Annotated in this window: 8 protein-coding genes; 5 read left to right on the top strand and 3 right to left on the bottom strand. The window is 65.4% G+C overall.

Features of this window, described 5'->3' with window-relative positions:
- Nucleotides 1-24: 24 nt before the first annotated feature.
- A complete protein-coding gene (locus R2770_14765) occupies nt 25-2,979 on the bottom strand; it encodes a BTAD domain-containing putative transcriptional regulator (protein ID MEZ5281720.1) in 2,955 nt (984 codons plus the stop codon).
- Between the two features lie 132 nt (nt 2,980-3,111).
- Here R2770_14765 and R2770_14760 point away from each other — a divergent pair, with 132 nt between their 5' ends.
- The 4 genes from R2770_14760 to R2770_14745 all read left to right on the top strand — a co-directional run bounded on the left by R2770_14760 (nt 3,112) and on the right by R2770_14745 (nt 10,011).
- The gene (locus tag R2770_14760) at nt 3,112-3,831 is read left to right on the top strand and encodes a hypothetical protein (protein MEZ5281719.1); all 720 of its coding nucleotides are present in this window, start codon (nt 3,112-3,114) and stop codon (nt 3,829-3,831) included.
- A 7-nt stretch (nt 3,832-3,838) separates the two neighbouring features.
- Nucleotides 3,839-7,609, top strand: coding sequence for a hypothetical protein (locus R2770_14755; GenBank protein ID MEZ5281718.1), 3,771 nt, complete (start codon nt 3,839-3,841; stop codon nt 7,607-7,609).
- Nucleotides 7,610-7,720: 111 nt separating this feature from the next.
- Nucleotides 7,721-9,472 (top strand): PEP-utilizing enzyme, encoded by a 1,752-nt coding sequence (locus tag R2770_14750; GenBank protein MEZ5281717.1) that lies wholly within the window; start codon nt 7,721-7,723, stop codon nt 9,470-9,472.
- A gap of 146 nt (nt 9,473-9,618) precedes the next feature.
- A complete protein-coding gene (locus R2770_14745) occupies nt 9,619-10,011 on the top strand; it encodes a nuclear transport factor 2 family protein (protein ID MEZ5281716.1) in 393 nt (130 codons plus the stop codon).
- A gap of 14 nt (nt 10,012-10,025) precedes the next feature.
- On the opposite strand, the gene R2770_14740 is transcribed toward R2770_14745, so the two are convergent.
- Together R2770_14740 and R2770_14735 are read right to left on the bottom strand one after the other, a co-directional pair.
- Nucleotides 10,026-10,865, bottom strand: coding sequence for an enoyl-CoA hydratase-related protein (locus tag R2770_14740; GenBank protein ID MEZ5281715.1), 840 nt, complete (start codon nt 10,863-10,865; stop codon nt 10,026-10,028).
- A gap of 13 nt (nt 10,866-10,878) precedes the next feature.
- Complete coding sequence (locus R2770_14735) at nt 10,879-11,643, bottom strand: 3'(2'),5'-bisphosphate nucleotidase CysQ (GenBank protein ID MEZ5281714.1); 765 nt, start codon at nt 11,641-11,643, stop codon at nt 10,879-10,881.
- 274 nt (nt 11,644-11,917) lie between these two features.
- Here R2770_14735 and R2770_14730 point away from each other — a divergent pair, with 274 nt between their 5' ends.
- Entirely contained in the window at nt 11,918-13,048 is a 1,131-nt protein-coding gene (locus R2770_14730) for an amino acid ABC transporter substrate-binding protein (GenBank protein MEZ5281713.1), read from the top strand.
- The last annotated feature ends 163 nt before the right edge of the window (nt 13,049-13,211 follow it).

The following is a 13,211-nucleotide window of genomic DNA, read 5'->3' as shown; positions in this document are numbered from 1 at the left end:
AGATCCCGGAATGCGACCGCCGGATCACGGTCCCTCGACCTTGTGCAGCCGATCGCGGATCGCTGCGGCGGAGGTTGTGTCGCCGAGTGATTGATACGCGTCGGCGAGCACCAGGTGCGTCGGTCGGCTCCACGGATCGACCGCCAGGGCGCGACGAGCCAAATCGGCCGCGCTGCCGGGGTCACCCACAGCCACCGAGAGCTCGGCGGCCCGGCAACATGCACGCACGAAGCGGCTGCGCAGATGGATTCGTTCGAGATCGAGCCAGTGGTGGTCGAGGTCGTCGGCCAGGTCGCCTTGCCAGAGGCGGGTGGCTGACACCAGCAGCGGCAGGGCTTGGAGTGGGCGTCCGGCGCGCTCAGCCGAATCGGCACCGTCCAGCAGTTCCCTGAACCGCCAGAGATCGATGCTCAGTCCGCCTGTGAGGGTTATCGAGGCTCCGTCGGATCGTATGAACCAAGGAGCGTCACCGGGCGAGCGACCCGGCTCGACGATTCGGTGCACATAGTTGAGGGTGGTGCGCAGGTTGCGCAGTGCCTTGTCCTGCTCGAGGTCGGGCCAGAGCTGACCTGCCAGCCGCTCTCGCGTCGTTCGGGGATTGAGCGCCAGAGACACCAGCAGCGACCTGACCCGCTCGCGGCGCATGTCAGGGTCGTCGCTGGTCCGGCCGTCGACGATCACCTCGGCGCGACCCAGCACGCGAAGCTCGACGTCTGCCGACGGGGGCGTTGGAGTGCTCGACAACACGTCGCGTGCCACCGCGCCAAGTGACGCATCGTCGGTCCAGGCGCGTAGGGCCAGTCGGGCCGGATCGCCCCAGTGTTCGCACAGCCACGAAGCCAGCCGACGCCCTTCCTGGCGGCCGGCTGCGAGCCCTCGCAGAGCAAACTCGATCGCCCATGGACAGGGCAACACCGTTGCCAGATAGCCCGGTTCGGGCCACCTGAGCGATCGCAGCGATCTCAGGTCGTCGTCTTCGCGTGCGGCCGTCAGCGCCCGGATGGCGTCCCGGGCCTCGGCTATCGACGGCCCTAAGTCGGCACGGTCCCAGTACTGCCTGCAGCCGGGGTCGAGTGCGTAAGCCAGGGCCAGATTGTTGCGCATGGTCTGTTCGGCGATGCCAGGCGCCAGCGGTGCTCGCTCGAACAGGCTTCGCATCAAGCCTGCCGCGTCGTCGTCGCGACGTTCTGCGACCGCCACCAGAACCTCGAGCCCCAAGAGCTGCAGCGATATCAGTGCGCTCGGGCTCTCGCCGGCGGCCGTTCTGGCGATGGCGAGGTGTTCGCGTGAAGCCGAAGCATCTCCTGCGTAAGCCGCGGTCAGTGAGTTCCAGGCCGCGACGATGAACAGGTCTCTGGCTCCTAGATCTGGAGCGTCGCTGGGCGGGGAGACGCTTCGGGCCTCGACAGGTCGCCCCGAATGCCAGAGGCACTGGGGATAGGTGACGAGGGCCCCGGGCACCGGCACTCTCGCCGAGGCCACGTCGCGCGGTGCAACCGCCAGACCGTCGCGCGGCCTGCCGAGGCCGAACAAGGCGTGCGCGATCAGGTGGTCGCGGGTGATGCGCCATACCTCGGGTAGTTCGATCTCGGCTATCGACTGCATCGCCACGAGCTGGGCCGCCGGGTTGCCTCGTGCCAGCGCAGCCCATGCATCGCCGAACGCGAGGAACGGTCGAGCCGACGGATGGCGATCGGCCAGCTCGCGCACCCTCGTCATGATCTCGTCGACGCGCTGCGGGTCGCCGCCGATGCGGGCGACGTAACCGAGCTGAAGCAACGCAACGAGCTCCAGTTCGGAATCGTTCTCGGCTCGGAATCCCGCCGCTGCCGATTCGAGCGACCGCCAAGTGCGTGCCGAGGTCGGATCGGATTCTCGGGCGGCGATCCCATCGATGAGATTGACCGTTGGATGGTCGCCCAGATGCCCAGGAATCAGCTTGCGCCACCTATGTAGCTGGCCGGGCCGCAGGCCGCCGTCGACTCCTTGTGCAATGGCGGTGGACATCGTTGCAAGAGCGTCGTCCCAGCAACCGACCGAAGCAGCGAGGTCGATGGCGGCGTCGTGCTGATTTCGTGACCGGCAGATCTCCGCGGCCGCAAGGGCTGCTTGCACCCGTGTCGAGTTGTCGATCTCGTGCCACAGAACGTCACCCCAAAGGTCGTGCAGGCGGGCGCGGTCACCCTCCCAACCGACCAGCGGCAGATCGCCAAGCAGTTCGTCGAGTCGCAGGCCCGTTACGGCGGTGGCGATCTCGTCGTCGCCGCCCCTTACGAACGCGAACTGGGCCAGCGCTCGCCGCCTGTCGGGCGCGATTTCCCTCAACGCCTCCTGCTCGAGATATCGCAGCGACCGCACTGCCGACCCGGAGGCGGCCAGCTCGACGAACGCGGGCCAACCCTCGGCAGCTTCGAGTTGGGCGATGTCTACGCCTCTGGAGTTGGCGAAGTCGATCAGCTCTTCGCGGGTCAGCAGAAGATCGTCCTGCTCGATTTCGAAGAGTTGCCCGGCGGCGTCGAGCCTGGCGATGTCGAACTTGGGGCGCCTTCGGCTCGACAAGAGGAGATGGCCGTTGGTTGGCAGCGACGTCAGCAGTTGTTCGATGGCCGTCGTATCTTCGACGGTGTGCAGGTCGTCGAGCACCAAGCACACGTGACCGGGCGAGTGAGCCAGTACGAGATCGACCAGATTGTCGATGCTGGCCGGCCGTGGGTCGTGTGAGCCGAGAACCTCGTGCACAGCGTCCACCAGCGACGCGATCAGGCGGTCGGCCGAAGCATCGGCTGATGTGCACGTGTGGAAGACGTCGACATTGATCCCGGCCGTGCGCATCAACTGGGCCAGGAGCGTGGACTTGCCTGCGCCACCACCTCCGATCACCAAGCCCAGGCGGCGGCGATGGCGCTCGGCCAGAGCCGTCTGGAGGCGTGGCCGTTCGATCGGTTTGCGCTGGACCACCCCTGGGCCCGCAGAATCCATGACCGCACGGTAGCCATCCGGCGTCAGCGAGGCGTCAGCGGCTGCTCAGCGCCATACCCCGACAACGGCTGGCGTCTCGCTGACGCGACTGAGCCAAGGTCGTCGACGATCGGACAACCCAGGGGGATGGTCATGATTCTGAAGCGACCAGTTGCGCTGCTCATGGCGCTGGCGATGCTGTTCGGCGCTTGCGGCGGGGGTGAGGACAGCGCCGGGTCGACTACGTCAACGGCTACGCCACCGACGTCTGCGGCCTCGTCTACGTCTACGTCAACATCGTCGACGACCTCCACAACGGTCGCTGTGACCACCACGGCCGCACCCCCGACAACGACGCAGGCGACCAGCACCACAGCAGGCTCGGCAGGTGGCGCAGTGGCGATTCCCGCATCGCCCGCGTCGGCTGTGCTCAACCAGTCCTACACATTCCAGGGCGGCACGCCCGAGCCCGAGTTGCTGCCTGCTGAACCGGGAACGGTCGAGGCTCGCTGGTACAGGGTCGGTGTGGTTTACGCGGTCGCCTATGTCGGCCTCGACCCCCAAGCGATTGCGTGTCCAGGTAACTCGATCCTGACCTCGGCCGGCTTTGACTTCGCCAGCAACGCCGAACTCGAGGGGGCTGAATGCAGTTCGTTCCCGACACTCATCGAGAGCAACGACGAGCAGGGGCTGCGGATCTGCAACGACACGGTGGTCTATCTGTCGCTCATCCCGTCAGATCTCGCCGGGCAGCTGTTCTCGAGCATCGAGGTTCCGGTTGCCGACATAGGCGGAGTCGGACTGACCGGCAGCGTCGCGGTGACTGACCCCACGACCGTACCGGAGCTCGACCTGGGCTCGATCGGTTGTTGAGCAGACCATGGAGCCGCTGACCCAGATCTGGATAGTCGACGAGGTGGGACGTCCCGTGCGTCACATCTCCAAGGACCAGCCATTCAGCGTGGTGGTGCGTACTGGCGCACCCGAGTCGGGTGAGCCAGACGACATCCTGGTCGCTCGCCTCGGCGTCGGCGATCAGTCACAGACGTTGTACGTGCCCCTGGTGGGAAGTTCTGAGGGCACCTTGCACTATCGCCTCGAGGGCCTGCGCCTCGACGACGACACAGCGTTCCTCGACTTCGCCGATCTCGACTTTTCGGTGGCTGACGGCATGGCGATCAACATCGGCCTGTACGGGCCCCACGACGGCCAAGTGCAGGAGTTCGATGGATTCGCTTACGAGGTAGCTGCCTCTCGCGAGCTTGCGATCGCCCTGACTCACCTTCATGCGGTGTTCGACGAGTGGAACGTCGCACGTGCGGCCGCTCGGCGCAACGGTGGACCCACCGATCGATCCGATCGGCTCGAGGCCTATGCAACGGGCTACCTGAAGCAACTGAGTCTCGGGTTCCAGGCCATTGGGCAACTGATGGAGTCGGACCGGTGGGACCGCAGAGGCGCCGCACGTGCCATCGCCAAGTGGCTGGTCATCAACACACCGACCGATCCGATCGCGGCGCTGGAGGAAGCCGACGAGCCACACATCGGGTTCATGTGGTCGGAGAGCCGATTCCAGTCGACGTTGTGGCAGCAGGTCGATTTCTACGAGGACGACGTGTCGGACCTCGTAGATCACGTGTGGGCGGTGGCGACGATCGGCTGTTACCGCGGGTTTGTCGCCTACAGCGGGGCCGACACCCATTGGGCCGTGATGACCAACGTCTATGCAAAGTATGAGGCGTTTCAGGCCGGCGAGATCACCTGGTTCGATGCAACCGGAACCGACGAGATGGGCCAGGCCAAGACCCTGACCGACACCGCTATCGACATGGCGGTCGACAAGGTGATCGACAAGGGAATGGAACTTGGGCTACGCCACCTCGAGGGTGGCCCCGATCTCGAATTCAAGGCGAGCAACAACACGCCCAGAGCTCGCGATAACCCGCACGGCGAGGTTGAGCCACAAGTCCCGCCAGTGCCGGGGCGCATCGTCGACCCGGGTACACATGGAATTCGCGACGACGTTCTTGTCAAGTTCCAACAGTTCGCGGCGAAGCACGGATTGGTGCTGGCAATGCGAGGCGCAAACGAGGCCTCGACCGTTTGGCAAGGCCTGGGGTTGTCGGGCAAGGACACCCGTATCAAGACCAAAACGGTGAGCCCTGTCGATCCGCTGATCGGAGGGCCGAGCGCGAGCGGAGTTCCGAACGGTCCAGACTCGCCAGAGGGTCTGGTCGGGTTCTTCGACCCACGCCTGGCGACCAGGCCCGACGGCATCCCAGACGCCGACTGGGACCTGGTCACAAACGGTGGCCGCCGTCCTGCACTCATGACCGACGACGTCGAGTGGACGGCCTACAAGAACCGGTGGGCTCAAGACGCCCGAGCCGTAATCGGCAATCACTGGGGCGACGAGTTCGGGCCCGATCTGGTCGAGGTTGTGGCCAAACGTTTCACCCAAAGGCGGGTCGAATACGAGGACAACCTCGCCTCGATTCAGAAGCTCCGAGACCAGGGTCTGGTAGATGTGCGCGACGGCTTACTGATCGATACCGGCCTGTACCAGGGGAACGGCATGCCGATGACCGGCGATCTCGATCTGTTCGAGATCGTCGACCTGAACGGCGTTCCGGTACCGACCCCCATTTACAAGGCGGCGATAGAGGAGCTCGGGCTGGACCCCGACATGTATATCCGCCATGGTGCCCACGATCGCTGGCGACAAGACGCCCCGTTCCTGCCGGGCAGCAAAGAAGAGGGAATATTTCTCGGCATCAAGGCGGGACACACGACCGATCCGCTCCTGTTGATCGGCGGGTTCGGCGATCGGCTTCTGCGGACGACCTACGTTCAGAGAGCGGGCAATGACTTCGAGCTGATCTCGACCAGAGACGGAGCCGTGCTGTGGTCCGGGGGTGTGATCATGAGACCGAGTCCGCTCGAGTCGAACCTGCGCCTGACCGAGCTCGACCTGCTCCGCTGGACACGCGCCTCGAGCCTGGCGACCAGGTTGCCCTTGCCGCTGGTGGTCAGCCGTCAACAGGCCGACTCCGTGCCACCCGGCAGTGGCGACGGCGAGACCGACTGGGACTCGAAGTGGGAAGACATGTCCTCGCGGCTCGACGACTACTACGAGCGGCTGGAGGACTCTGAGGGCTCAGAACCAGAGTATGAGGGTCCGGCCGATCTGTTCGAACCCGATGCCGAGACTGGTGGCGATGGCGACGAACCCGATCTGTCTCGCGATCGGCGGTCGTTTCCGGTGGCCAAGCTGAGCGCGACCTTCGGAGCCATTGGCATCGCAGGCCTGCTTGCGTTTCTCGTTTCTGACTGCGACGGCGGCACGGATTCAACAGCTGCGCCAGCCCTCGCGCAGGTGGCCGACGAGGTCGCGGGACCGATCGAGGCCGTAGAAGAGCCGGTCCCTGCCGAGGAAGCGGACGCTTTGGCTTCGGCGGGTGACACCGATGAGGTTCTGGAACTGGGTCCGGGGTTGGAGAGCGTTCGCGATTTCGCTGCGGGAAACCTCGCATCGGATCTCGGCTATGCCGTGGATGGCTTTGACTTCCATCTAGACACCGGTCCCAACCGGATCTACAGCATCGACGGCACCGCAGTGCCGGACCAGCCAGGACCCCCGGGTACCGATATCGAGGCAACGGCGGGTGGCGGTTTCTTCGCCCGCGGATCGCGAGTTCGCCTTCGCTATGACTTCTCGTCTCATCCCTGTGGGTTGGACGACGGTGTGAAGGTGATCACTTGTGCGATTGCGCCAGGACCCGTCGGCGAAGGCGAGGAGTTGGTCGTTGTCGTCGAGCTCGACGCCGCTCCCGAGCCTGGTGCTACCTACACGTATGGCTTGGCGCTGGACGACGACGGTGACTCGGCCGACAACTACCAGTTCGTCGCCCCGTTTGATTGGGACTACTTCCGTAACACAGAGTTCTGGTATCGCCTCCGTATCGACGCCGATGGAAGCCGCCGGATGTGGGCTGAAGAGGCTCATCCGGGCTCGATCGTGCCTCGGCATTCGTCGGCGTTGGTGATGCAGCACGGACGCTTCTTGGTCTGGGTCATCCCCAGGCGAGAGGTGCCGGGCCCGCTGCCCGCGTACCGGGCAACGGCTTTCGCGCAAGACACGGACCCCACTGAGCTGCCGCTGCCCGAGACTTCCGCCGGCGATGTCAGCGGTGGTGACCCGACGTCGACGTTGACGCCCATCGACGTGGCATCACCGACTCCGGTGGCCGTCGAGGGCATCGTCGACACGGGCGCCGCAGACCCGATTCCCCGGTTCGATCCCGGGCCCGACCCTGATCAGACGATGTGGGACGCCATGGTCGAAGAGTTCGGCACGAGGGCCTCGGCCGCCCTCGACGGTGGCTCGGTCGATGAGTTGACCTCATTGCTTCACCCGGTGCTCACATCGTCTCCCGAGTCGCTGAACCGCTGCCGGGAACTGATCGCTCAGTCGATTGCGCTGGCACGCGAGTACCGGGTGACTGGGCCAGCTGTGGTGGTTCGGGACGGCCTGTTCGTAGGCGCACAGGTTCCGGTTGAATACGTGTACCCGGGCGGTGCTGTTGCATCTTCAGATCTGCTCGTGTGGACCGGAGATGGCCGGTTGGCCTGGATATTCGACTGCGGCTGAACCCGCGTCCGTGCGGTGTGGTGCCGAACCCTTTGCCGTTGGTCTAGCCTGCAGCAGAACTCGTGACGTCGGTCACACCGCGCCGTCACGTCGACGCACAAGGGGGATCACATGGTCGATCGTTGGGTCGTGGAGACGAAGCTCTCCGAGCGCTACCCGGTTTATACGAGAGCCAACGTCGGCGAGGTCTTCCCAGACCCGGTCACGCCGTTGTCGTTCTCGCTGGCATTCCAGAACGAGGACGGCCTGCAGGGGTCAGAGCTGGGTTTTCGCGACGGTTATGTGCGCATGGGCGGCTTCGACGACCATGAGTTCGACCAGGACGAGTGTGTGTTCCTGGGCGTATTCGGGGGCTACTGCTACCTGAACGCCTCGGCGATGCGCCTGTTCGGTGCGCGAGCTCCGGGCATGACAGCCCAGGACATCGACGACCAGTTCTTCGGGCTGCAGCCGGGTATCCCGCCCTACGAGGAGCAGCCGGGCGACCAAGACCCTGACAAGACCGCACGCATCGGCGAGACCTTTGCCTGGGCGTTCTCGATCGAGCAACTCGACGACGCCCTCGAAGACGCCGAGGCCATGCGTCAGCTGCGCGCCGAACGGCCCGACGTGAAGGCAATGTCCAACCGCGAGCTGGTCTCGCGGGGCCGCAAGATCTTCGACGATCATTTTCGCCGTTTGTTTGGTCGGCACCTTTTCGTGACCGGGTTGGCGGCCGTGCCCGTGGCCGCGCTGACCGAGATATGTGCTGCGGTTGGTCGACCGGGAGACACCCTCAAGCTGATCGCAGGCGTCGGCGATGTCGAGTCGGCTGCGCCATCGGCCGCCATGTGGGAGCTGGGTCGTATCGCAGCGTCGTCGACAGCACTGTCCGGCGAGTTCGAAAAGGGTGTCAAGGGCCTGGTCGGGCGCATCGAGGCGTTGGAGGACCCTGCGGCGGCCAAGTTCATGGAGGGCTTCGAGCAGTTCCTGTACGACTTCGGCTCGCGAGGCCCCAACGAATGGGAATCGAGCTGCGCCACCTGGGAGGTCGAGCCCGAACTGGCGCTGTCGGCCATCGACCGGATGCGCTTGTCGCCAGACTCGGCCTCGCCGCTCGGTCATCAGGCCGAAAGGGCCGCCGAGCGCGAGCAGATCTCGGCCGAGATCTCGGCGATGCTCGAGGCCAACCCCGAAGTGCTGGGCCAGTTCCAGGCCGCTCTGCGGGCAGCTCGGGTGTTCATGGCCGGCCGCGAACGCACCAAGACCAACTGCGTGAAGATGATCCAGGAGACCCGGGTCTTGTTCTACGAGTTTGGGCAGCGAGAGGTCGACGCCGGCCGCCTCTCCCAGATTGCCGATTTCGCCATGTTGACGTGGAGCGAGGTGCAGCAATATCTGGACGACCCAGAACCGTTGCTCGAGACCATCCGCGAGCGCCGCGCCCAGTACGAGGAGCTGCGCCAGTTGCAGGAGCCGTTCGTGGTGTTCGGCGAAGTGCCACCCATCAGCTCCTTCGAACGGCGCGACGCCATCCAGGTCGAGATTGCACAGGTGGGCGATCAGCTGCAGGGAATGCCGGGCTGCCCCGGAATCTCACAGGGTCGGGCACGCGTGGTGCTCGACAGTCACGACCCCACCGCGTTGGCGCCAGGAGACGTGCTGGTCGCACCGCTGACCGACCCGTCGTGGACGCCGCTGTTCGTCCCGGCGGCCGGTGTCATCGTCGACGTTGGTGCACCCCTGAGCCATGCGATCATCGTCAGCCGCGAACTGGGCATACCCTGTGTGGTGTCGGTGACGGGGGCAACGCGCAAGATTCCCGACGGCGCACTGGTCGAGGTAAACGGCGACACCGGTGTGATAACCATCCTCGAGACATGATCTGACAGTTCGGCCGGGCCGGGTAACCATCTCCGATCGGGCCCGGTTGGGTGGCTGCCTCCACTGGGGGGCGGAGGCAGCCACCCAACTCTCTTCCCTGCTGCTCGCTTCTGCCCTTCGGCCGTGTCGGCCCTAAGCTCGCCGTCATGGTCGACAGACGCAGCGAACTCGCCTCCCTCACAGCCAACTTCATGGACGCCTTCAACCGCGGCGACCTGGACGCGGTGGTCGCGTCGTTCGCCGACGACGGCGTGTACGACGAGTTCAACGGCCGGCGCAACGTCGGGCTAGACGCCGTCCGCGAGTCGTTCCGCCCCCAGTTCCAGGGGGCCTTCGGCGAGATGAAGTTCCTCGACGAGGATCTGTTCATCGACGACGAAACCGACAAGGTGATGGCCTCGTGGGTCTGCACTCTCGAGGTCAAGGGTGAGCCGATGTCGTGGCGCGGTCTCGACCTGATCCACTTCAGCGGCGACAAGGTCGTCTACAAGGGAACCTACGCCAAGGCCAAGGCGCCCCTGTTCGAACCTCGCAGTTGACCGGGTGACAGCGCCTACCGCGGCTGGGGTGGCCAGCGCGGTGGGCGCTTCTCGATGAGGGCGGCCACACCTTCTCGATAGTCGGGTTGGCCCATCATGTCGTTCAGCAGTCGGCCGGCGTCGTCGACCGAGGCGCCTACGTCGCGCAGCAGGTCCAGGGCGATCTGGCGTTTGGTCGTGCGAATCGAGCTGGGCGCGACCTCGGCAACCATCGTCGATGCGTACTGGTAGACGACATCCATCAAGTCTTCGGCAGCGACGACCCGATTGAACAGGCCCCAATCGGCCACCTCGTCGGTGGTGACCTTGCGGCTCGACAGCAACAGGTCGTTGGCCCTCGTGTGCCCTATCAGGCGGGGCAGCATCCACGACAGGCCGTACTCGGCGGGCAGCCCCAACTTGCCGTGTGCGGTTGTCAGCTTGGCTCCGCTGGCGGCGAAGCGCAGGTCTGCGTACACCACTACGGCCAGCCCGACGCCTGCTGCTGCACCGTTGACCGCCGCGATCACCGGTGTGGTCAGGCCGAACTGGAACGCGAAGTCGGTGTCGAACTGTGGTCGGACGCCATAGCCGGGGTTGTCGATTTCGGGTGCCGTGCCCGGGTCGTAGGAGCCCCGCTCGGCGTGGCCGTCGAGCGCCTGTGAGTCGCCGCCCACACAGAACGCCCGGCCCTCGCCGGTGACCACGACGACGCGCACCTCTGGGTCGGCGTCGGCGCATGCCAACAGGTGGCGGTATTCGGTGTGCATGCGGCCGGTCCACGCGTTGTGGCGGTGGGGGCGCGACAGTGTCAGCGTCGCGATGCCGCCGGACACTTCGTAGCGGGTGGTCTTGAGTTCCAGGGTTGGCTGCATCAGGGTCTCCGATTCAGCGGTAACGAATGACTGCGGCCAGCGCCTCGAGGGCGGCCTCGGCGTACTCGGGGCGGCACATCACGAAGTCGGGTGACCAAGGGTCTGGGTAGTTGAACCGCATGGGCGAACCGTCGCAACGGCTGACGTGCATGCCGGCCGCTTGGGCCACCACTGCCGGGGCGCAGTTGTCCCACTCGAACTGGCCTCCCGAGTGGGCGTAGATGTCGCCGTAGCCCAGGATGACCGCCGCCGTCTTGGCACCCGCCGAGCCCAGAGCCATCATCTGGCCATCGAGAGCCCTGGCAACCACCACCGCCGCCGTCGAAGGATGGCTTCGGCTGACCATCAGGCGCGGCGGACCGTCCTCGCGGTCGGGCAGAATCGGCGGCTCGTGGGTCGACAGAACCTGGTCCATCGCCGGCAAGGCAACGGCCCCGGCCGTGGCGATGCCGTCTTCGCTGAGGGCGATGTGGACCGCCCAATCACCGCGTCCGTATTGTCCGTATTCGCGGGTGCCGTCGAGCGGGTCGACGATCCACACCCTCTGGTTGTCGAGCCGGGTCAGGTCGTCTCGGCCCTCTTCGCTCAGAACCGAATCGTCGGGGAAGCAATCGTGGAGCTGCTCGACGATGTAGTCGTGGGCCAACCGATCGCCCTCGTCACCGATGCGCCACGGGTTGTACCCGGCCTCGAACATCTGCTGGCGGATGTCGACCAGCAGCCGCCCTGCTTCGACGGCGATGCGCGCTGCCTCGCGATGATCTCTCCCGTCGGCCATGCCCGGTCGAGCATACGCCGCGCCGGTTGCGTGCGGCCCAATCGTGCTGTTGCGGGGTGCATCCACAGCGACAGGTCTCGACAACTTCGCACAGCAATCGGTCACAAGCGCTTTCAGTCGCTCGAAACACACTCTTAGTGGTTGTGGTGGAAGAAGTGGCGACAGCCTGTGATCTATGGCATAGGGTTGTCCGCTGACCGGACAAGGTTTGCCTTGCCGGTCGGACCGGGTGAGGCCTCGAGTCTCGCCGAACCGAATATGGAGGGAATCCTGCATGCGAAACAGCAAGCTTCTGAAGCTGCTCGCAGCACTGCTGGCCTTTGGTCTCGTGGCCAGTGCTTGTGGCGACAGCGACAGCGATGACGGTGCCGAGGAAGGCACCACCGACACCACCGCCGAGGGCGGCACCGAAACCACAGTCGAACTGAACCAGGACGGCGGCAGCCTTCTCGATGCCGTCATCGCACGCGGCACCCTCAACTGTGGTGTCTCGGGTGCGGCCGTTGCGTTCTCCGAGACCCAGCCCGACGGCAGCCAGACCGGCTTCGACGCCGACTACTGCCGCGCTGTTGCGGCCGCCGTGCTCGGCGACGCCAACGCAGTCGAGTTCTCGGCGCTCACCGCCGCCGAGCGCTTCACGGCCGTTCAGACCGGCGAGGTCGACGTGCTGATGCGCAACACCACCTGGACCCAGAGCCGCGACTCCGACGTAGGCATGGACTTCGGTCCGACCACCTACTACGACGGCCAGCAGTTGATGGCCCGCGCCTCGGACGGGTTCTCGAATGCCTCGCAGATCTCTGACATCGATGGCGCCGTGGTGTGCACCAACGCCGGTACCACCACCGAGAAGAACATCGCGGATGCTGCCGATGCCGCTGGTGTCGGCATCACGGTGAGCACCTTCGAGGACTTCGACATCGTCACCGACAACTTCATCAGCGGTGCGTGCGACATCATCACCACCGATGGTTCGGGCCTGGTCGGCCGCAAGGCCGTGCAGCAGCCCGAGGGCGAAGAGTGGGTGATCTTCCCGGCCACCCCGATCTCCAAGGAGCCGCTGGGTCCGACCTATGGTCAGAACGACTCGAAGTGGGCCGACGTCATCAACTGGACCGTCTACGCCACGATCATCGCCGACGAGAACGGCGTGACCTCGGCCAACGTCGACGAGATGGCAGCCAACCCGCCGACGGCCGAGATCGGCCGCCTGCTTGGCGGCGAGGGCGAGCTGCAGACCGCCATGGGTCTGCCTGCCGACGCCTTCTACCAGGTGATCAAGCAGGTCGGTAACTACGACGAGATCTACGAGCGCAACCTCGTTCCGGTCGGCCTGACCCGCGATGGTTCTGCCAACGCCGGTTGGCTCGATGGCGGTCTCATCTACGCCCCGCCTGCACGCTGATAGAGCGTCTGGCATTCGGCTTCACGGATCCGCTTTCGTGAGCTGAACCTCGAGCTTCAAGACGGTGGCCGGGCACCGGCCCGGCCACCGTCGGCTCGAATCGATCTTCACTTCTGCAAGAGGTCCACTGCGGGCCGCACTTCGTTTCCGGGGGGAACCGAAC

It is taken from the genome of Acidimicrobiales bacterium (assembly GCA_041394185.1).
Taxonomy (GTDB): domain Bacteria; phylum Actinomycetota; class Acidimicrobiia; order Acidimicrobiales; family Poriferisodalaceae; genus JAAETH01.
Note: the sequence above shows the minus strand (reverse complement) of the source record. Positions and strands in the feature narration are given on the sequence as shown.